This is a genomic window from Providencia sp. PROV255, from assembly GCF_028478065.1.
In the GTDB taxonomy this organism is placed as follows: domain Bacteria; phylum Pseudomonadota; class Gammaproteobacteria; order Enterobacterales; family Enterobacteriaceae; genus Providencia; species Providencia rettgeri.
Map to the genome: position 1 here is coordinate 200,305 of NZ_JAMPMI010000006.1, position 21,779 is coordinate 222,083.

Annotated in this window: 21 protein-coding genes; 12 read left to right on the forward strand and 9 right to left on the reverse strand. The window is 39.0% G+C overall.

What is annotated here, in order from left to right; genetic code table 11:
* Positions 1-8: 8 nt before the first annotated feature.
* The 5 genes from PR725_RS06325 to pabB all read right to left on the reverse strand — a co-directional run bounded on the left by PR725_RS06325 (position 9) and on the right by pabB (position 6,095).
* The gene (locus PR725_RS06325) at positions 9-812 is read right to left on the reverse strand and encodes a PTS mannose/fructose/sorbose transporter subunit IIC (protein WP_004253851.1); all 804 of its coding nucleotides are present in this window, start codon (positions 810-812) and stop codon (positions 9-11) included.
* Between the two features lie 80 nt (positions 813-892).
* Positions 893-1,861 (reverse strand): PTS mannose transporter subunit IIAB, encoded by a 969-nt coding sequence (manX, locus tag PR725_RS06330; protein WP_272568160.1) that lies wholly within the window; start codon positions 1,859-1,861, stop codon positions 893-895.
* A gap of 665 nt (positions 1,862-2,526) precedes the next feature.
* Positions 2,527-3,891, reverse strand: a complete 1,365-nt coding sequence (locus PR725_RS06335) for an L-serine ammonia-lyase (protein ID WP_004911271.1) — start codon at positions 3,889-3,891, stop codon at positions 2,527-2,529.
* A 280-nt stretch (positions 3,892-4,171) separates the two neighbouring features.
* A complete protein-coding gene (locus PR725_RS06340; protein ID WP_109912500.1) occupies positions 4,172-4,732 on the reverse strand; it encodes a CoA pyrophosphatase in 561 nt (186 codons plus the stop codon).
* Positions 4,725-6,095 (reverse strand): aminodeoxychorismate synthase component 1, encoded by a 1,371-nt coding sequence (pabB, locus tag PR725_RS06345; protein ID WP_109912501.1) that lies wholly within the window; start codon positions 6,093-6,095, stop codon positions 4,725-4,727. The genes PR725_RS06340 and pabB overlap by 8 nt, the downstream gene beginning before the upstream one ends.
* A gap of 124 nt (positions 6,096-6,219) precedes the next feature.
* Between pabB and PR725_RS06350 the strand changes: the two genes are divergently transcribed.
* Together PR725_RS06350 and yebF are read left to right on the forward strand one after the other, a co-directional pair.
* A complete protein-coding gene (locus tag PR725_RS06350; protein WP_004911263.1) occupies positions 6,220-6,399 on the forward strand; it encodes a YoaH family protein in 180 nt (59 codons plus the stop codon).
* 180 nt (positions 6,400-6,579) lie between these two features.
* Positions 6,580-6,945 carry a protein YebF gene (gene yebF / locus PR725_RS06355; protein ID WP_115167167.1) on the forward strand — a complete coding sequence of 122 codons (366 nt, stop codon included), beginning with the start codon at positions 6,580-6,582 and terminating at the stop codon, positions 6,943-6,945.
* A gap of 76 nt (positions 6,946-7,021) precedes the next feature.
* Here the strand turns inward: yebF and PR725_RS06360 are convergent, their stop codons facing one another.
* The gene (locus PR725_RS06360; RefSeq protein ID WP_004253885.1) at positions 7,022-7,252 is read right to left on the reverse strand and encodes a DNA polymerase III subunit theta; all 231 of its coding nucleotides are present in this window, start codon (positions 7,250-7,252) and stop codon (positions 7,022-7,024) included.
* A gap of 290 nt (positions 7,253-7,542) precedes the next feature.
* Between PR725_RS06360 and ftnA the strand changes: the two genes are divergently transcribed.
* The 4 genes from ftnA to PR725_RS06380 all read left to right on the forward strand — a co-directional run bounded on the left by ftnA (position 7,543) and on the right by PR725_RS06380 (position 9,981).
* A complete protein-coding gene (gene ftnA, locus PR725_RS06365) occupies positions 7,543-8,046 on the forward strand; it encodes a non-heme ferritin (RefSeq protein WP_004911254.1) in 504 nt (167 codons plus the stop codon).
* 238 nt (positions 8,047-8,284) lie between these two features.
* Positions 8,285-8,671, forward strand: coding sequence for a copper homeostasis periplasmic binding protein CopC (gene copC / locus PR725_RS06370; RefSeq protein WP_109912503.1), 387 nt, complete (start codon positions 8,285-8,287; stop codon positions 8,669-8,671).
* A 1-nt stretch (position 8,672) separates the two neighbouring features.
* Complete coding sequence (copD, locus tag PR725_RS06375; RefSeq protein WP_210844857.1) at positions 8,673-9,569, forward strand: copper homeostasis membrane protein CopD; 897 nt, start codon at positions 8,673-8,675, stop codon at positions 9,567-9,569.
* A 64-nt stretch (positions 9,570-9,633) separates the two neighbouring features.
* Positions 9,634-9,981 (forward strand): YebY family protein, encoded by a 348-nt coding sequence (locus PR725_RS06380; RefSeq protein ID WP_042851603.1) that lies wholly within the window; start codon positions 9,634-9,636, stop codon positions 9,979-9,981.
* A gap of 422 nt (positions 9,982-10,403) precedes the next feature.
* Here the strand turns inward: PR725_RS06380 and PR725_RS06385 are convergent, their stop codons facing one another.
* The 3 genes from PR725_RS06385 to yebS form a co-directional block, all read right to left on the reverse strand.
* Positions 10,404-10,637 (reverse strand): DUF1480 family protein, encoded by a 234-nt coding sequence (locus PR725_RS06385; protein ID WP_004253902.1) that lies wholly within the window; start codon positions 10,635-10,637, stop codon positions 10,404-10,406.
* Between the two features lie 147 nt (positions 10,638-10,784).
* Positions 10,785-13,124 carry a PqiB family protein gene (locus tag PR725_RS06390; protein ID WP_272568172.1) on the reverse strand — a complete coding sequence of 780 codons (2,340 nt, stop codon included), beginning with the start codon at positions 13,122-13,124 and terminating at the stop codon, positions 10,785-10,787.
* Positions 13,099-14,325 (reverse strand): membrane integrity lipid transport subunit YebS, encoded by a 1,227-nt coding sequence (gene yebS, locus PR725_RS06395; protein ID WP_272568175.1) that lies wholly within the window; start codon positions 14,323-14,325, stop codon positions 13,099-13,101. The genes PR725_RS06390 and yebS overlap by 26 nt, the downstream gene beginning before the upstream one ends.
* 132 nt (positions 14,326-14,457) lie before the next feature.
* Between yebS and PR725_RS06400 the strand changes: the two genes are divergently transcribed.
* The 6 genes from PR725_RS06400 to PR725_RS06425 all read left to right on the forward strand — a co-directional run bounded on the left by PR725_RS06400 (position 14,458) and on the right by PR725_RS06425 (position 21,763).
* Positions 14,458-14,940: a GAF domain-containing protein gene (locus PR725_RS06400; protein WP_272568178.1), complete on the forward strand. Its 483-nt coding sequence runs from the start codon at positions 14,458-14,460 to the stop codon at positions 14,938-14,940.
* Between the two features lie 110 nt (positions 14,941-15,050).
* Complete coding sequence (proQ, locus tag PR725_RS06405) at positions 15,051-15,740, forward strand: RNA chaperone ProQ (protein ID WP_004911233.1); 690 nt, start codon at positions 15,051-15,053, stop codon at positions 15,738-15,740.
* A gap of 19 nt (positions 15,741-15,759) precedes the next feature.
* Positions 15,760-17,802, forward strand: coding sequence for a carboxy terminal-processing peptidase (gene prc / locus PR725_RS06410; protein ID WP_110731967.1), 2,043 nt, complete (start codon positions 15,760-15,762; stop codon positions 17,800-17,802).
* Positions 17,803-18,087: 285 nt separating this feature from the next.
* On the forward strand, positions 18,088-18,735 hold the full coding sequence (locus PR725_RS06415; RefSeq protein ID WP_272568183.1) for a cell envelope biogenesis protein TolA: 648 nt from the start codon (positions 18,088-18,090) through the stop codon (positions 18,733-18,735).
* A gap of 418 nt (positions 18,736-19,153) precedes the next feature.
* Complete coding sequence (htpX, locus tag PR725_RS06420) at positions 19,154-20,035, forward strand: protease HtpX (RefSeq protein WP_004911228.1); 882 nt, start codon at positions 19,154-19,156, stop codon at positions 20,033-20,035.
* Between the two features lie 345 nt (positions 20,036-20,380).
* The gene (locus tag PR725_RS06425; protein ID WP_042851602.1) at positions 20,381-21,763 is read left to right on the forward strand and encodes an alanine/glycine:cation symporter family protein; all 1,383 of its coding nucleotides are present in this window, start codon (positions 20,381-20,383) and stop codon (positions 21,761-21,763) included.
* The last annotated feature ends 16 nt before the right edge of the window (positions 21,764-21,779 follow it).

A 21,779-nucleotide genomic window follows, 5' to 3' on the forward strand; every position in this document is an offset into this window, starting at 1 on the left:
CGTTCCTCCTAGTCTAGCTCATTATCAAGGTTGTTATTGCTACTATTTCCTTGGGTAACAACAGTTTGTGATTTATTGTATTTTGGACTGAGTTGGATATATAAAATAGCCATCACAGTACCGATTACCCCAAGTGCAACTAGGTTGAAGTCAGTAAATGCCGCGGTAACAAAACCTAAGTAGAAGAATGGCATTAAGTAGCCTGCGCGCATCATATTGATGACCATCGCATAACCGACAACGACAATCATACCACCCGCAATATTAAGACCATCAGTAACAACTTGTGGGATAGAATCCAACATTTGTTGTACTTCTGATGTACCAACCGAAATGGCAACAATCAACGCGGGTATTGCGATACGCATCGCTTGCAGTAGTAATGCAGATATATGAATAAAGCCAATAGCCGTTAAATTGCCATTGAGGGCGGCTTTATCGGCAGCATGTTGGAATGCAACTGTCACAGTACGAACGATAATGGTTAATACTTGACCGGCTGCTGCAAGTGGGATGGCAATGGCAATACCTGCACCAATACTTTGACCACCGGCAATGACGAGGATAGTTGAAATAATCGAGGCTAAAGCGGCATCAGGTGCAACAGCAGCACCGATATTCATCCACCCAAGTGCGATCATTTCTAATGTACCACCGATGATGATACCCGTTTTCATATCTCCCAGAACGATACCTATAAGTGTACAAGCAATGAGAGGACGGTGAAATTGGAATTCATCAAGGATTGATCCCATCCCCGCGATACACGCGACGATAAAGACCATTACTATTTGAACAACGGTAAGTTCCATTGTTTAATCTCCTGTAACCAAAAGTTTTAAAATCTGTTTTGAGTAATGGATTAAAATCAATATAAAAATTGCGATAGAAATTATTTTTTGAGCTTATTAATCAAGTCCATCATGTAAACTTTGCTATCTGATGAAACTTTCCTGACTTCAAGTTCAATATTTTTGTCGTTCAAATAGTTAAATGCATCAATGTCTTCTTGGTTGATAGAAACGGCATTTGTAACCATGGTTTTCCCATCATGGTATGCCATGCCACCAATATTCACGGATTTCACGTCAACGCCTTCTTCGACGATACGTTTAACATCAGTTGGGTTAGTGAAAAGCAACATAACACGCTCACCGGCATATTTCGGGTTGTTATAAACGCGAATACATTTAGCCACATCGACAACATGCGCGGTGACACCTGGTGGTGCGACTTGTTTCAGCAATGTTGAGCGAACTTGGTCTTTAGCCACGTCATCACTGACCACAATAATGCGTTTAACTTGAGTTTCTTTCGTCCAGCGTGTTGCGACTTGTCCATGAATTAATCTGTCATCCACACGGGCAAGTGCGATCACCATATGTTCGCCAGGGCCAGCTTTCACTGGTGCTGGGGCAGGGGTACTGGCTGCTACAGGAGCGGATTCTACTTCTACTTCAGCTTCTTTGAATTTAAATGAACGAACCCCCCCGCGTCCTGTTTCAAGTGCGACAGTGATTAGCTCATTCATAGATGGATCATCATCACGGCACATGAAGGTTTCAACTAACATTGGAACATTCACGCCTGTGATAATGTCATAATTACTATTTTCATTAACAATGCGACTAGCGGCGTTAAATGGACTGCCTCCCCATGTATCAACAAGGAATAAGACACCCTTTGATGTATCTAAATCAGTTAGCTTTTGGGTGTACTTATCAAATAGGGTGTCTGCGTTTTCCCCAGGGATAAAATCAATAAACGACACATTTTCTTGTTCGCCTATTAACATCTCGGTTGTTCGAAGAAGCTGCTCTGCAGCGACTCCGTGTGTACCAATCATAATAGCTATACTCACTATTTTTCCCTCATAGATAGATAAAACAAAATATCATCTGTTGATAAAATGGACACTTAAGTTAGACTCCTTTTTATCAGTTTCCCCTGTAAGATAATTTTAGCTGAATAATTACAAACGTCTCATAATATTCATGAGCTAACTCATGGTGTTGTTAGTATCAATTACATTATTAGCATATCATCTCGTGTTATCCTAAAAACTTGTTTCGCGTCAGAAAAATAAGAATACATCTAAAAAATGATATTAAATTGCAGTTAGTTGCTGTTTATTTTTATTTGAAAAAATCAATAAACTAAATATTTATAATTTATTGGTATATAATTTTGTTATCGGTAACAAAAATAGCCAAAAAAATAGTGTAATATTGATTTTTAGAGTGAAAAACAACCAAATTTCAATGGGGAACGGTTATCTCTCCGTCATGTCAAAACAGTCTTTAGCACAAAATAGTATGAATTTTGTTTTGATGTGGTTTGTTGAGTATAAGAAAATTGAGTTAATTCAATGAAAAAACTGTAGGTAATTGATTAGTTGAATTGGACTATATGGGAAGAGAAGCATAGCAAAAATAGAAAAAACTTTTTAATACATGCTAAAAAAGCACCCTCAAAATCCTGTTTAAAGTGATAACAGAATAGAAAAGGGTGCTTAAGGATTAAAAATTAGTCACATTGTACTTTGATGGCTAACCCGCCTCGGGATGTCTCACGATATTTTGCATTCATGTCTTTCCCTGTTTCGTACATAGTTTCAATGACTTTATCAAGTGAAACTCGTGGTTCGCTTGTTCTACGTAGAGCCATACGTGTGGCATTCACCGCTTTAACAGATGCGATTGCATTTCGTTCAATGCAAGGAACTTGAACTTGGCCAGCGACAGGGTCACAAGTTAAACCTAAATTGTGCTCCATGCCGATTTCAGCAGCAATACACACTTGCTCAGGGCTACCACCGAATAATTCGGCCAGGCCAGCCGCGGCCATCGAACATGCCACACCGACTTCACCTTGGCAGCCAACTTCAGCACCTGAAATGGACGCATTCATTTTGTATAAAATACCAATAGCGCCTGAAGCTAAGAAATAGCGCATATATAACTCAGGCGTTACAGGTTCTATACAATGGTTATAGTAAGCTAATACGGCAGGGACGATACCACATGCACCGTTAGTCGGGGCTGTGACAACGCGACCACCTGCAGCATTTTCCTCATTCACGGCTAAGGCATACATATTGATCAGGTCAACCACATTCATTGGGTCATTAGATAGCTTACTTGTTGAGGTCACCATTCGGTTAAGTGCCGGTGCACGACGAGGTACTCGTAATGGGCCCGGTAAAACACCTTCGGTGTTTAAACCACGCTCGATACAGGCTTGCATGGTATGCCATACATCAGCAAAATAGGCTTCAATTTCTTCTTTGGTATGAAGGTCTAACTCGTTTTTCATCATTAAGCTAGAAATAGAAAGACCGGATTTTTTGCAATTTAATAGTAGCTCTTCCGCGGAATTAAATGGATAAGAGACGGGTTTGCTATCAAGCGTTGATTCGCCAAAATGCTCTGCATCGACAATGAAACCACCACCAATGGAATAATAGGTTTTGGTGTAAATTTCATCATTATCGGCAAAAGCATGAATGGTCATGCCATTTTCATGTAATGGCAGGTTATCTTGACGAAAATTCATGCCACCCTCATTAGGGAAGTCAACGACTTGAAGGCCATTTGCTAATGATAACTTTTCTGTTTCTTCTACATTCTTGATAAAAGTTGGGATGGATTCAATGTCGACAGTGGCAGGCAAATTACCTGCTAGCCCCATAATAATGGCGATATCAGTATGGTGCCCTTTTCCAGTAAGCGATAATGACCCATAAACATCCACTGAAATACGTGTGACGTTAGGTAATAAATTTTTGCTTACTAAATCATCGACAAATTCTTTCCCAGCTTTCATTGGACCAACGGTATGAGAGCTTGAAGGGCCTATGCCCACTTTAAACATGTCGAAAACGCTTATCACGCAGGACTCCTTAAAAAAAAGATGAAAATGTAGTGCATTATTTTAAAAGACGCTACTTTACTGTTATTTAGTAGTGTTAACCAGTAAGTTTAAAGTATTTTTTGAAATAAGGTAGTTGCTGAAGGGTAATTGATTGTAAATAGCACAAAATGTCTGTGATGTGGCTAAAAAAACAACATGTGGTAGAGGTAAATTTTGTCATATATGACGCGATATCTTGTCATCTTAAATAGATTTTACTGCAATAGTGGCATTGTATGGTGAAAAGTTGTGTTAGCCGTTAATCTAACTGCAAGGCAAGTTGGTGAATAATCGAAGCGGTTAATCCCCAAACCAAATGGCCTTTATACCAATAAAAAAAGATGCGGTTATGCTGTCCTGAACGCTTAATATCGACATATTTATGATGTTGCAATGAAAGCGCATCAAACAATGGAACTTCAAAGATGTCAGCGACTTCACTGGGGTTAGCCTGATATTGAATATTATTTGGTACAAGCCCAACAATTGGCGTAACTTCATAACCACCATAACTTTGTAAAGGGCTTAACTGACCCAGTACGGTGACTTTTTCCGGTGGGATGGCGACTTCTTCATAAGCTTCACGTAAAGCGGTATTCACAAGCGTTCCATCCTCTGGGTCACTAGCCCCGCCAGGAAAGGCGACTTGGCCTGCATGGGAGCGTAAAAAAGGAGACCTTTGGGTGAGAAGTAATGTTGGGTTTGGTTTATTGATAATGGGTAAAAGAACAGCCGCCGATTTACCCGCCTTAGCTTCAAATTGGCGGGTAGCCGGTAAAGTAAACTGAAAACGATTGATAAAGTTATTCAGTTCAGTCATCGTTATTGAGTGCTCCTAATAAAGGTAAGATCAGGCTTAATTTATCAAAGGTTTCTTGATACTCTTTGTCTGCTTGGCTATCGGCAACAATACCACCGCCAGCCCAACAATAAACCTGTTTTTTATATGTCAGTAAAGTACGAATAGTAATATTGCTATCCATATTGCCATTGAAACTAATATAGCCTATTGCTCCACAATAGCCATGTCGGCGATGGGGTTCTAATTCTTCAATTATCTCCATTGCACGGACTTTCGGTGCGCCGGTTATTGACCCACCAGGAAAACACGCTCGTAATAAATCAGTTGCACGGTATTGGCTATCTAACTTTGCCGTGACGGTACTAACCAGATGATGTACTGCCGGGAAAGCTTCAACAGCAAATAATTCAGGAACACTGACCGTACCCGGTTTGGCGACGCGGCCAATATCATTACGCAGCAAGTCGACAATCATTAAGTTCTCTGCGCGATCTTTTACTGAATTAGACAATTTTGCTACTTGAGCAAGGTCATCTTGTTCATTGTCTAAGCGCGGAAGCGTTCCTTTGATTGGACGGGTTTGAATATCTCCATCTTGCAAAAAGATAAAGCGTTCAGGTGAAATACTGATAACCGCATTTTCGGGAAGACGTATAAAAGAAGAGAAGGGAGCACCATTGCGATCAAGTAGTGCTAAAAATGCATTCCATTCATCCCCTTTATACTTGGCTTTAAATCTTTGCGCTAAATTGATTTGATAGCAATCACCATTACGTAAATATTCATGGATGCGCGCAATATTATGATGATATGCCTCTTCTGACATATTGGATTGCCATGCAGAGGTTAATTGAAATTTATTTTTACGTGGCCTTTTTTGGTTGTTTAGCCAAGCTAACCGGGCATCAGCATCATCATAACTAATTAATGTAGTGGTTTTATCATGATGATCAACAATGAGAGCCCATAAGTAGATGCCAACTGCCATGTCTGGAAATTGTAGTTCTGCGGTCGAAATTTCAGGTAATTTTTCAATGCGGCGCCCTAAATCGTAACTCCAAAGGCCGAGAGCCCCCCCGTTGAAGGGACACTCGGTCTCTTCCTGGCGTTTTGGTTGGTATTTATCCAGCAATCCTTGAAGGAGTTTAAAAGGGTCTGACTCAGAAACGAGAGAGGCGTGATTTTGTTCTGTAATAGTTGTTTTAAGCTGATAAGTCGTCAGTGTGGCAATCGGGTCAGCAACGATAATATCAAAGCGATTATGTAAGTGTTTTGCATTACCTGAATGTAATAACATCGCCCATGGCAGGTGTGCCAATGGGGTAAAATAATCAATGGCTGCATTTGGGCTATAAGGTAGTTGGATTTTTTTGATAACCATAATGATGAGTTTAAATTTCCGCAAGTGAATCAATACAGGTTAACATATATTCTTATCTTAATAGTCGAAGAAATGTTAAAATCTTAATCATTGATTTTAGTCTTTTATTCATGAGGTTTAAACCATGTTTTCTGGTATGCCAGCACTTAATCACGAAGAACAGCAAGAAGCTGTTGAAAAAATTCATCAATTGATGGCGGAAGGTATGAGTAGTGGTGAGGCGATTGCAATAGTCGCTCATGAAATTAGAGAAAAGCACCAAGGTAAAGAACAGATCCACGTTCGTTTCGATGATGAAAATTAATAATCTATAAACATACTATTAACATTCATGCATAAATCTGATAGATTAATATTAGTTAAGTCATTCTATTTATCAATGAAGACTAGATAATAACCAGAAGATAACTGGTATCTGGTAGGCTGAAATAAGCCGCTAAACTAATCAAAAATCTTTACCTAGTAATAGGTATCGGAGGATGGTATGGAAGCGAATCGAAAAATTGCTGTAATTTTAGGTGCTTGTGCTCTGGTTTTTAGTTCTTTTGCGTTAAGCGCAAATAATGAAGAAGGTAAAGCTGCGCCTTTCGTCAGTTGTGGTACGCTAACTGAGCCGCAAATTGCAGCACAGGTGAAAAGTGACTTTATGCATAATCGTTTGCCTCGTTGGACAGATGAAAAAGCGGCTTTAGGCAAAAAAGCGGTTGCTTGGGTCAATGATGGTGAAGTCACTAAAACTGAAACAGGTTACACCGTACCGCTGGTTGTTCGAGGTGCAAAATCCGATTTGCATTATTCAGTTGCGGTAGACTGCCAAAATAATACCGTGACATATAATACAACTAAATAAATTTTTTATTGAATATCAAGGGATAACCATTAAGGTTATCCCTTTTTTGTGTCATTTTTTCTGTGTATCCGTGAGCCTAGCGATTACGTGGTTCATAAGGCATACGAGCAAAATTTTGTGACAGCTGACGGTAGTATACTAATCGCTCTCTGAAGTATTCCCTTAAGTGTTCAGGTTGTTCTCGCTCAACAGCTTCAGCAATGATGGCAATGTTATAGCGTTCTTTAAATGCAACACCAGAAGCCAAAAGGTCGACATTGACCTTATCCATTTCATCTTTAGGCAATAAAGCAAGGTTGTGACTCATATTTGATCTCTACGGTTAAATTCATACCTTATTATTGTAACTGGATAATGAGAAAAAATCTCATTACATTAATTGTAATAATAAAAATAAGAGTTAAATTTATCTATTTATATATTTAGCTATTAATAGAAAAACAGGGAAAGATAATGAGATTGATTATTATTGTTTTTAACAAAAGTTATTAATTATCAGTAAATTGGATTTTTTTGTTTTAAGATTGTTTTAGGGTTTTAATTATTGTAATACTGTGCATAATATACGCATGAATGATTAACCGATAAGGCTTAAATATGTTAACTACAGATATGGTCAAAAAATTAAACGAGCAATTAAATCTTGAGTTTTATTCTGCAAATCTCTATTTGCAAATGAGTGCTTGGTGTAGTGATAAAGGCTATGAAGGCGCTGCAGCGTTCTTAAAAGCACACTCACAAGAAGAAATGGAACATATGCAGCGTTTATTTGATTATCTTAGTGACACTGGGGCGTTGCCACTGTTAGGGCAAATTGCTGCGCCGCCCGTTGATTTCAAATCAATTAGTGATGTATTCACCCAAACTTATGAACATGAGCAATTAATTACTCGTGAAATTAATAAATTGGCTCATTTAGCAATGACAACACAAGATTATTCTACATTTAATTTCTTACAATGGTATGTTGCAGAGCAACATGAAGAAGAGAAATTATTTAAATCAGTACTGGATAAACTGGATATGGTGGGTGAGTCTGGTAAAGCACTATTCTTGTTAGATAAAGATTTGAAAAACCTGTCTGCGGCAACGCATGTCTAATCTACACACCAGTAAGTAGATAGAAATCTAGTTTTTCTCTCTACTTGATGCATAAAGACCTCTCTAGGCTTATGGGCATGAATTCTGTAATTCAATGTTCATAAGTCTTTTTCTTTTCATTTTGTGTGAAAACTCACAGGATAGGCCGATAAAACCCATTTTTAAGCGGTAAAATGGTTTGTTTTCCGTATAATGATTGGCAATTATTCTAAATTCACCTGCAAATTAAGAGGTTACTATGCCAATTAACCCTATTAAATCTTCATGGCGCAAACTTAGCGCTGTCGCCGTTCTATTTTTAGGCATGTCTTTCCAACAAGCATTTGCCCATGCACATTTAAAAGACCAGCTTCCTGCTGAAGGTACGGCAGTGGAGCAAGCGCCAGAGTCAATCTCATTAAGCTTTTCTGAAGGTATCGAAGTTAATTTCACTAAGGTCAGTATTATCGGGCCTGAAAATAAAATAGTAAAAACCGGTAAAGCAACGTTAGACCCGAGTAACGACACTAAAGTGGTCGTTCCTGTGGAAGACAAGCTCATTGCTGGGAAATATGATGTTAATTGGAGCGTCGTTTCTGTCGACGGACACAAAACAAAAGGAACGTATAGCTTTACAGTGAAATAATATGTCACTAGAAGCTTTTTATACCCTTATTCGCTTTATTCATTTTATCGCTGCAATATTGATGTGTGGAATGTCAATATTTGCAGTGGTACTTAGTCGCGGCTCATTTAATTATTTATTAAGCCGCTATTTGAATAAAGGCATTTTCTTTTGTGCCATTGTTACTGTCTTAACAGCCTTCAGCTGGATGATTGCGCAAGCGGGTCTGATGGGTGATGGTTGGGAAGATAGTATTGATTGGCAGATATGGCAAGGGGTTTTAGGGACGTCATTCGGCCAAGTATGGCGTTGGGAACTTTTGTCATCTGTATTATTGCTATTGGTCTTATTTATAAAATCAATTCAATTACGATTGAAACTAATATTAGTTTTTTCAGTGATCCTGCTTGGTTTTCATGCCTTTATTGGGCACGCGGCCATGCATGATGGCCTACTCGGAACATTCCATCGTATTAATCAATTTATTCATCTCATTAGCTCTGCATATTGGTTTGGCGGTTTGTGGCCATTTTTAATTTGCATCCAATTTTTGCGCAATAAAAAAGAAATGGCAGAAGGGATGGACAAACAAATTGTGAATACCATGATGCGTTTTTCGCGCTTCGGCCATATCGCTGTTGTACTGGTGGTCATTACAGGGATCATTAGTGCAATAACACTTTTACCTGGCTGGCCATTAAATTATTCAGGGTCAGAATACCAATCACTACTTTGGTTTAAGATCATTTTAGTGGGAGGAATGCTTTTATTAGCGATTATCAATCGTTATTACATCGTACCTATTATTAAGCAAAAAGGGCGAGTCAATTACCTAATCATTAACAGTTGGGTTGAGTTACTGTTAGGTACGATGGCGATTCTTTCTGTGGCAATTTTTGCAAGCTACCAACCAATCTAGCTAAACTTTTATATTTAATTGATAATATGTAAAGATATCTTCAATGTTTAATAAGGTCACTACCATGAAATTTAAACTCATTATTTGCTCACTGTTATTGGGTGGAACCGTGAGCACTGCTTTTTCTGCACCGTTAACATCCGTGAGTAAAAAACAATTTGGTGATGATTGGCCATTTACTCGAGAGGAAGTCATGTTAGAGTGCCGTCATAATGGGGCTTTGGTCGTCATTAACCCTGCCACGCTAATGCAATACCCATTAAACGACATAGCGACTGAATTGATGATCAAAAAAGAAATTAAAGCACAGCCTATTGATGTGCTGCTTAAGCCTACCGATAGCACCAAAACAGTTGAGGAAAGAATATTACCTATAAAAGAAGCTGCTGCAAAATTGTGTGCGAGCAATTAAGCTTATCTCTCAGTTAAAATGTTCAATCTAGAAGGGATGTGGAAAACAATAAATTATTGTTATTATTCAATGCATTGATTAATTGAAAGGTTTGATTGATTGTATGTATAGGTATAACCTATTAAACAAATAGTTCAATTTTAGAAAATTAAGAAATAAATTGTGTTAATAATATGTAAAAATATTGATAATAAATATGGTAAGAACGTGCATTGAAAGCTAGTATTAGAGTGTACTTTGTAACGTCTCAATGGCAATTTTAGCGCACGGCTCTGCCAGAGCCATTTCCCAAGGCCCGGTAATCGGAATCTACCAGGCCTCTTTTTTTGCCTATTATTTTGTCAGTTCTCATTTCATATCAGCTTATCGGTTCCTACCTATTTATATGCTTAGTAAATAACCTAAGAGTACTAACAAAACTATTAAGCAAGTTTCATCACCCAATGGTGATTTTCTTTGTCATAACGATCACGGTAGAGTAGAACCGGTTTTTCATCTAAAGTGGCAGGAATACTTGTATGCTCGTCCCAGCCATCAAGTTGCATGCAAAAGTCTGTATCAGAATCACATGGAATACTTACTGTATCACTTTTATGGGAAGCCATAACCGCATCATTAATTTCATAGGAAGATATTTTCAATTTTACAATACACATAACAGCACCTCATTCATCGATTTTAACCATATATAATCAGTTCAACGAATTTAAGCATAGTATAAATGGAATTAATTTCCAAAATAATTTTTGGGGTGCTTGTAAGGAAAGGGTGCTATATATGGTTAATATGCACCCTAATAGTGATTATTTTTTCGGGATAGATGTTCCCCAGTCCACGAAATCTTTAGGGGGCTCTAATTTTAGGATGAAATGCTGTTCAGGCCTAGCTTGTGGGGCTAGAGGCACTGACGGCGGTGTAGCAAGGGAAATACCGCCACGTACAAATTGCTTGAAAGTCCCGCTTTTGGCAACGCCACCGGTTAAACCAAATGAAAAGTTAAAACCGGAAGACTGCCAAAACTCGGTATTATTGCGAATAAGATATTGGTATTCCTTGCCAATACGTGTCGCAACATATACGCGATCGGAAAGCTCTCCCAAATAGAGACCTGTAACAACACCGACTTCTAGGCCCCTAAACAAAATAGGTGTACCAATTTGGATTGCGCCTACATCAATAGCATCAAGGTAAATAGTTAAACCGTCTAGATAACGCGAGTCTGTAATATTGGCAGTTTGTAATTCAAATTGATAACGGCTTTTACTGTTACGTCCAGGTTCAGCACTGATATAAGGCTGCAATATGCTATCTAAATTATTTAAACCCGCAGGGGATAATTCAGGTGTTACCACAGCGAAGCGACTTCCTAACCGGGTAAAGGTACTGACATATTCGGGGTATAGAATTGCTTTTGCTTGTACTTCACGTTTGTCAGATGACAATTTTAATGATTCAATTTGACCAATATTAATACCTAAATAACGGATTGGCATGCCTTCGGAAAGCTTTGATGCATCAAACGTGGTTAGCGTAATAATGCTTCCTATTGCCTTCGCAGAGGTTTCATTTGGGTAAAGTGTGTGTTGTCGAGCAGTATTGGCGACGCCACCATCTAGGTTATCAAAGCTAATTGCACCGCTAATCGCTCGGCTCAGAGGCGCAGCTTGAACGGTTAAACCATTGCTATTAAGCTGAACTTTGGCGCCGCCTTCAGCCCAAAATACACTATTTTCTGTGAGTAAATGAAGATATTCATTTGAAATATTTACATTGATAGCAAACCCAGCTTTAGTTGGTTTAATGTCAATGATTTTGCCGACTGCAAATTGGCGATAAAGAACAATAGAACCGGCCTGAATGTCTGGTAGTGTCGTGGTATTTAGGGTGATAGTTGTAGGCGGTAAAGCGCCTAAAATACCCGCTTTTGCATTATCATCACTACGATATAAAGGAAAGGTTTCAGGAAGTTTATCTTGGCTTTGACCAGCTATCAGGTGAATCCCGCCATCTAACCATTCTTGGGGGGTAGCGCCTTGGAATTGTAATCCATTAAGGCCTAATTGGATATCCACTCGGCTATTTGCAACAAATTTACTGTCTTCACGGACAAGATGCTGGAACTCATCATAGATTAAGATACTAAAATTCACTTTTTCAGTTGCCAGGTGACGCTGTAACACCTCACCAACTTGAATGCCTTTATAAACAATGGGCTGGCCTTTATCGACACCATATGTGTCATGTGCCCAAAGTGTTAGCATGAGGGGGTCTTTACCGTCTTGTTCTGCAGTTTTGGCTATTTTTTTACTATCTTGCAGAACAAATTGTTGTCCTTCTTCTGCTTGAGGACTGCTTTGTGGTGAGTCAAAAGCAATGGCGCCATTTATCACAGCAGAAAGACTTTCCATTTTTACACTGGCTCCAGATTTAAGGTCGAAGCTACCTTGTAACCCTGATACATTCCAAAACTGACTCTCTTTACGTACTAAGTGAGCATACGGTTTTTTGATAACAGCAGAAATGGAAACACCTTGGTTATCTGGCAAAATGGTATAGTCTGAAATATAACCAACAGGTACTTTCCGGTAATAAATCGGAGAGTTTTCGTTTAATGAACCTAAATCTGGCGCAGTAAGGTGAATAAGTAATTCACCTTTATCTATGTTTAGCTGCGGTGGCGTATCCTGTGCAACAAAAGAGAATTGCTCTGTTCCCGTGCTTGGTAACATACCAATGTAGTTCCCACCAACTAACGCATCAAGGCCAGAAACGCCTGCTAATGATGCCTTGGGGGTCACTAACCAAAATTTAGTTCCTGAATTCAAGGCTGGACGCATGTCTTTATTCACACTAGCAGTAACAATAATGGTTTTCATATTTTTACTGATAGCAACAGATTGCACCAAACCAACTTCAACACCTTGGTAGCGGATAGGTGTTCGGTTAGCAACTACTCCGGGTGCAGATGTGAACTCAATAGTAATATCCGTTCCTCGTTCAACCCAATGCTGAAACAAAAGCCAACCGGCAATGAAAATAGCGACTAAAGGCAAAAACCAGAAAGGCGAAATATGTTTGCGTTTACGTAATAGAGCTTCTGATATTTCTTCAGAGGGTTCACTTTGCGGGTTTTGATTTTCCATAAGAATCCCAAATTAAACGGCTATCTAACCACTCAACAGCCAAAATTGTTAAAATAACGGCTGTACCAAAATACAGTGCGGCAGGCCCCATAGTAAAAGACATCAATTGATCGCGATTAACGAGTGTCATCATCAAAGCAATGACAAATAAATCTAGCATGGACCAACGACCAATCCATGAAACAAACCTAAGTAATTTCATACGTAAAATAGGGTCAGTATTGCTTTTGAAGTGGATGGAAAACAGTAGCAATATCATAATAATAATCTTAATAAAGGGAACCAATATACTGGCGATGAATACAATAATTGCAATTGGCCAATTACCTGAATCAATTAAAGAAACGACTCCAGAATAAATAGTGTCCTCTAAACGTTGCCCATTGAGATAAAAAATAGAGATTGGCATTAAATTAGCAGGAAATAATAGCACCATGGCAGCAATTAGTGCGGCCCATGTTTTTTGTAAACTATGTGGTTCACGATAGTGAAGAGGGCGATGACAGCGTTGGCATTTTTCATTGCTAGTTGTAGGGCCGCAATAATGACATGCTGTACAGACTAGTAAGTTATCTTGTACTTTTTTATTATTAATGGGATAAAATTTGTTCCATAGCTCATCTAAGTTTATGTGGATGAGGATTAATAAACTGAGAATAGACATGGTAATAAAAGCGATTAAACCATGTCCAATGAAAACACTCGCATAATCTTGCATTTTAATCGCAGCAATGCCTAGCGCGATAAGGTAAACATCTAACATAACCCATTCTTTAATGTGACTTAATACTAAAAGAATAGGCCGGAGATTCAAATTGATATACTGACCAATAGATAACAATAAAATCAAAATGGGTAATATTAATGGGGCTGCAATAGCACAAAAAGCCACTATACTGGCCGTAAATGGATCCCCTTGTTGATTAATTAAGCGAATACCTTCAATGACATTTGCATTGATTTGGCTTCCTAATAAGTGAATAGAAATGAGTGGTTGCCAAAATGCAATAGGGGCAAGCATCAATAAAGTGATAGCCAGTATTGATAAACGGTTGAGTGACCAAGAACGCCCATCATTAAGTTGACTAAAACAGCGAGGGCAAACAACAACTTGCCGTATGTTGAATCGAGGAGTTAGTAACTTCTGATCGCAATGATTACAACGTTGAAAAAGCAAATCAGTGTGATTAATGTGGTTCATATTGACTCATTTTAGTTGGTTACCTCGATGTAATCTAGTGTAAAAAAATTTACCTCAAAGTGACAAATTGGTAACCTTAGGGCTACGCTTACAAATATTTGATTAATTACTTGATTATTACAAGAAATAATTATGGATAAAAAGAAGTATTATCACGAACTTTCAGACAATCTCTCTGCGCTACTTGCAGGGGAATATGATTTAATTGCAACCTTAGCAAATACCAGTGCATTATTATATGACTGTTTAGAAGGGGTTAACTGGGCTGGTTTTTATCTCAGTAATGGGCAAGAATTAGTACTGGGTCCTTTCCAAGGTAAAGTTGCGTGTGTTCGGATCCCTTTTGGTAAAGGCGTGTGTGGAACAGCGTTTAGCAATAACCAAGTTCAGCGTATCGAAGATGTTCATGCATTCCCAGGTCATATTGCCTGTGATGCAGCAAGTAACGCTGAAATTGTCTTTCCTTTGGTAGTTAATGGGCAAATTATCGGGGTTTTAGATATGGATAGCCCAAATATTAGCCAATTCGACCATGAAGACGAAAAAGGGCTACAGCACCTTGTAAACCAGTTGTGTCAACACCTGGCAATGTGTTCTATGCCTAAATATCACTAAATAATGGTCAGTTAAATTAATAGTAACGTGGCAATTGTCAGCAACACGATTATAATGTCGGCTTGTTCATGCCCGTGAGGTTGGCAAAATCGTTGTTATCAGGAAATTTCATGGAAAATCAACCTAAGTTGAATAGTAGTAAAGAAGTTATCGCATTTCTAGCAGAGCGTTTTCCTCGCTGTTTTATCGCTGAAGGCGAAGCACGTCCGTTAAAAGTCGGAATTTTTCAAGATATCGTAGGGTGCTTAAAAGAAGAAGATGGTATTAGCAAAACGCAATTGCGTTCTGCATTACGCATGTACACTTCTAGCTGGCGTTATCTCTACGGTGTTAAAGAGGGCGCTAAACGAGTTGACCTAAACGGTGAAGATTGTGGTGAATTAGATGCAGAACATATTGCACATGCGCGCCAACAATTAGCCGAGGCGAAAGCTCGCGTTCAAGCACAGCGTGCTGAACAAAAAGCGCAAAAACGTCCAGTTGCACAAAAAACGGGTGATAAAACACCACGTACACAAGACGCAACTAAACAAAAAGCGCCTCGCCGCCGTCCAACAGACAATAAAGAACGCTCGCAAAATACATCAGCTAAAGCCCCTCGCCGTAATACACCTGCACCAGAGCAAAATCTGAAATCAGTGACTGACATCAACACACTCCAAATTGGTCAAACTTTGAAAGTCAAAGTCGGTACCAGTGTGATGGACGCCTCTGTTTTAGAAATTGCGAAAGATGGTGTTAGGGTTCAATTGCCAACAGGGCTGGCAATGATTGTACGCGCGGAACATTTAAAGTTCTGATACGGAGGTCAATCAGGTCATGAACAAACTTCTTAAAATTGCACTGGTGGTCAGCCTAGCGACTTTTGGCAGTGCAATAGCTAATACTCAAGCAGTGACTCCGGTCACTGCGGCTCAGTTACCAGTCTTAAAGCAGAGTGCACAGCACGGTACGGTGAGTGAGAGAGTGACATCTCGGTTCACTCGTTCACATTACCGCCAATTTGATTTAGACAGTGCGTTTTCTGAGAAAATATTTGATCGTTATCTTAATATGTTAGATTTCGGCCATAATGTTTTACTTCAATCCGATATTGACCAATATGCCAAAGATAAGGGCAAAGCAGGTCAGTGGCTTGAGGATGGCAAATTAGATACGTTCTATGACCTGTATAATCTGTCTCAGGAAAGACGTTTCGAGCGTTTTAAATATGCGTTGGCTCGTTTAGAGCAACCTATCGATTTAAATGCGACAGACTCCATTGAAGTTGACCGTTCTAAAGCACCGTGGCCTAAAGATAAGCAAGAACTTGATCGTCTATGGGACCAAAAAGTCCGTTATGACTGGTTGAATTTAAAACTATCAGGCAAAGATGATAAAGAAATCAAAGAAAAATTGACGAAACGTTATAATTTTGCGTTGCGACGTTTAACGCAAGCGCAAAGTGAAGATGTTTTTCAATTGATAGTTAACTCTTTTGCTCGTGAAATCGATCCACACACAAGTTATCTATCGCCTCGTAATACTGAACAATTCAATTCAGAAATGAGTTTATCATTAGAAGGAATTGGTGCGGTCTTACAGCAAGATGATGAAAATACGGTTATCAACTCATTGGTTGCTGGGGGCCCAGCAGCTAAAAGCAAAGAGCTAAAAGTCGGCGATAAAATTATCGGTGTAGGCCAAACGGGTAAACCTATTGTTGATGTGGTTGGCTGGCGGCTTGATGATGTGGTTGCTTTAATTAAAGGCCCGAAAGGAAGTAAAGTTCGGTTGGAAGTCGTTTCTGATACTAAAGGGGCGAAACCTCATATAGTCACCATAGTTCGGGAGCAGATCCGGCTAGAAGACCGAGCTGTCAAGCTGACAATAAAACAGCAAGGTAAAGATAAAATTGCTGTTTTGGATATTCCAGGTTTTTATGTTGGTTTAACGAATGATGTTAAAACTCAATTGCAAAACATGGCAAAAGATAATGTTTCCGCATTGATTATTGATTTACGTGGTAATGGTGGCGGAGCATTAACTGAAGCAGTCTCTTTATCTGGTTTGTTCATTCCACAAGGGCCGATTGTCCAAGTTCGTGATAACAATGGCCAAGTTCGCCAAGATATCGATGACGACGACGTTATTTACTATAAAGGTCCTCTCGTTGTTTTAGTTGACCGTTTTAGTGCATCTGCATCTGAGATTTTTGCTGCGGCAATGCAAGATTATGGTAGGGCGATGATTGTTGGTGAGCCGACATTTGGTAAGGGAACAGTTCAGCAACACCGTAGTTTGAGTCGTGTTTACGACCAAATGCTGAAGCCAGAATGGCCTTCCTTAGGTTCTGTTCAGTATACTATTCAGAAGTTTTATCGGGTTAATGGTGGTAGTACACAGCGTGAAGGGGTCATCCCTGATGTAGTCATGCCAACAGGCCAAGATCCCGCAGAAACGGGTGAAAGTTTCGAGGACAACGCATTGCCATGGGATAGCATTCCACCGGCAAAATACACGCCTGTTGGTGATGTTTCTTCTGATTTATCGTTAATAAAAACGCAGCATTTGGCGCGTATTAGCAAAGACCCTGAATTCAATTATATTGATGAAGACATTGCACGCTATAAAGTAAACAAAGAAAGTAAGAATCTTATTTCACTCAACTATGCTGAACGTCAAAAAGAAGATTCTGAAATTGAAGCGACAAAACTGAAACGTATAAACGAACGTAATACTCGGGAAGGCAAGCCGCTATTGAAATCAATTGATGATCTGCCAAAAGATTATGAAGGACCAGACCCATACCTTGATGAAACGGTGAAAATGGCGATCGACTTAGCGAATCAGCACACTAAGCTATTATCAAATAATAAATAATATCCCTCTTATTATTTGTCGGATTAAGCCAGCATTAAGCTGGCTTAATTTTTGTGTCTTTTCAATACAATCTAAATACATACAGCAAAACAGAAACTGAACAATAACGTATTGTTAATTTGATTTTTTTTAGCAAGTATCCACTAGATAGATGCAGTTTTATGCTGTGTTTACTTTATTTTTTAAAATGACTGACTGAAATTAATAATTAACTATAGGTTTCTTTACCTTTACTTAATTTATCCTAAACTTTTGGTATAGATTCCTTAGCAACGAGGCAATACCATGCGTAAATTATTTGTAGGATTAATAGCAGTGAGTGTAATGATGGTTGCATCTATTAACACAGCGAATGCAAGAAACTACCCTTGTTCTGGAAGTAAAGGGGGAATTGATCGCTGTGAAGGTGGTAAATTTATTTGTAATGATGGTTCTACGAGTCGCTCAGAGCAAGTGTGTACTATTGAACTAAAAAATGATATCAACAGTAAAGCGAAAGCCGCTGGTGCTGTGATTGGTGCAGGTGTTGCCAAGCAACCAAGTAAACCGTCTGTATCTGATTCAATAAAAAGTACGAGTGATAAAGCCGGCAAAACAGCTTCTGATAAAGCCAACAAGGCCAGTGACAAAGCATCTGGTACTGCTAAAACAGTAAAAGAAAAGGCCTCTAAAACAGCGGATAAAGAAGTTAAAGAGGTGAAAGAAAAAGCGCCTAAAGCCAAAGATAAAGAGTCAGCTAAAGCAGTAAAAGAAAAAGCGTCTAAAGCCGCAGATAAAGAGTCGGCCAAAGCAGTAAAAGAAAAAGCGCCTAAAGCCACAGATAAAGAGTCGGCCAAAGCAGTAAAAGAAAAAGCGTCTAAAGCCAAAGATAAAGAATCGGCTAAAACAGCAAAAGATAAAGTAACAAAATCGACTAAAGAAAAAACTAATTAGCCTTAGAACAAAACAACAGATCGAGATAGAACAAAATAGTGCCACTTAATGTGGCATTATTTTTTAATAGAATGAAAGTAAAAATGAATATTCATTCATTTGGTGAACAAAATGAGTGATAAGATAGATAAATACACTAAATTGCTTTTGGTGATTGACCAAACAGCTTTATCGTTTCAATTAAAATTAACTTTAAATTTAAATGGTTATTAAATGAACCTTTAAAAACAAATGGTTAAATTTTTATCGTAAGAAGTTATAATTTATTTAGATTATGATAATGAGTTTTTAGCATAGCTATGTAAAGTTATGTTATTTTTTAGGGTTTTCGCGTTAATGCACTTGAAAAAGTGTGAAAAAACCTTATTTATAAAGTAAATTCTACGTATATTTGTTTTTACCAAGGAATACATAAAAAATGATGAGAATTGCTTTATTCTTACTCACGAACTTAGCGGTTATGTTTGTGTTTGGGATAATCCTAAGCTTAACTGGGATCCGTGGTAGTAGTGTTCAAGGTCTGATGATCATGGCTGGTCTATTTGGCTTTGGTGGTGCTTTCATATCACTATTAATGTCTAAATGGATGGCGCTGAAATCAGTCGGTGGCGAAGTTATCGAAACTCCACGTAACCAAACGGAACAATGGTTAGTCTCAACCGTTGAGCGCCAAGCACAACAAGTTGGCATTCAAATGCCACAAGTGGCTATCTATCATGCGCCAGATATCAACGCGTTCGCAACAGGTGCCCGTCGAGATGCTTCACTTGTCGCGGTGAGTACTGGGTTATTAGAAAATATGAGCCGTGATGAAGCGGAAGCGGTTATTGCTCATGAAATTAGCCATATTGCCAATGGCGACATGGTGACGATGACTTTATTACAAGGTGTCGTGAATACGTTCGTTATCTTTATTTCGCGTATAATTGCACAGGTTGCGGCAGGTTTTATGTCCAACAGTGATAACGAAAGTGAGAGTAGCAATGGTAACCCAATGGTTTATTTCGCGGTTTCTATGGTGCTTGAAATCGTATTCGGTATTTTGGCGAGCATCATCACTATGTGGTTCTCTCGTTATCGTGAGTTCCATGCGGATGCTGGTTCGGCGAAATTAGTTGGTCGTGAAAAGATGATAGCTGCTTTGCAACGGTTAAAAACGAGCTATGAGCCACAAGAAGAAGGCCGTTTGATGGCGTTTTGTATTAATGGTCGTGGTAAAGCATTTAGTGAGTTATTTTTATCACACCCGCCATTAGACAAACGTATTGAAGCATTGCGCTCAGGTGAATATTTAAAGTAGCCGAGATAATGAGTCTAAGTTAGCTTTATACAGACAATAATTTTAGCATCTGCCCAGTAATAGTTTAATTACTGGGCATTTTTATTGATACAATATGTAAAATATATTCCCTCAAAATACTCATTCGTATCTAACAAACTCAATCTTAATTTCGATTCGCAATTAATTGTATTAATAACTGTAATCGATAAACCACAAGTGAGCTTACTCACAATCTTCTACTTTAAATGATGAATTATTGAAATTTAATTCGCTTTTATGCCACTTTTAATCTTTATTAAATTGATAAGAAATTGTTATTAATTTGATTGCTTTGTTAATTAATACGAGTTAATTGGGGGTAGGATGGATTTGATAACTACGTGGTTAAGTGAACTAAATGGGGTGGTATGGGGAGTACCAATGCTTGTTGGGATCTTAGGCGTTGGTATATATATGCAAATCCGGCTCGCATTTTTACCGATAAGAAAAATTGGAACAGGTTTTAAGTTATTATTTCAAAAGAACGAATCACGCGGTGAGGGGCAAATATCACCTTTTAATGCATTAATGACAGCGTTATCAGCAACTATCGGTACGGGGAATATTGCCGGGGTTGCGACGGCAGTTGTCATGGGCGGGCCTGGCGCATTATTTTGGATGTGGATGACGGCATTGGTAGGAATGGCAACAAAATACTCTGAGGCTGTGTTAGCTGTTCGTTTTCGTGAAGTGGATAAATATGGCCAGTATATTGGTGGGCCAATGTACTACATTAAAAATGGCTTAGGCCCTAAATGGATTTGGTTGGGAACATTGTTTGCCTTTTTTGGTGCATGTGCCAGTTTTGGTATCGGAAATACAGTACAAGCGAACTCAGTGGCAGATGTACTAGAAAGTAACTTTGGTGTGCATAAATGGTTGACCGCCGGGGTTTTAGTTTTATTAGTTGGTGCGGTGTTGATTGGTGGGCTGCAACGTATCTCTGATGTTGCAGGAAAACTTGTCCCATTTATGACCGTTGCCTATTTTGGTGCGGGTGTCATTGTACTTGGCATTTATTTTACTGAGATCCCTGCGGCACTTTCACTGGTTGTTACTTCGGCCTTTAACCCAGTTGCTGCCCAAGGTGGGTTTGCGGGGGCGGCAGTATGGGCTGCAATCCGTTTTGGGGTTGCACGAGGCGTATTTTCCAATGAAGCTGGTTTGGGTAGTGCACCTATCGCCCATGCCGCTGCAAAAACACAAAACCCTATTCGCCAAGGACTTATTGCGATGTTAGGGACATTTATTGATACTATCATTGTGTGTTCTGTCACGGGGTTAACTATCATTATAACTGGTGGGTGGTTGACTAGTGAAACAGGAGCGACATTAACCGCATCATCATTCCAAACGGCAATACCAGGTGGAAATTATATTGTTGCTATCGCATTAGCCATATTTGCATTTACCACTATTCTGGGTTGGAGTTTTTATGGCGAAAAATGTGTGCAATATTTATTTGGGTTGCGTGCGATAAAGCCATATAGAGTGTTATGGTTGATTGCTTTACCTATCGGTGCAACACAATCACTTGATTTTGTTTGGTTATTGGCAGATACATTAAATGCCATGATGGCGATCCCTAATTTGATTGCCTTGTTGCTGTTAAGCCCCGTTGTTTATCGGTTAACACGTGACCATATAAAAGATGTGAATGCAGACAGCATTGATATGGCAAAACAGTTCTACGACAACAAATCATAAACCAGCGATAATAAGC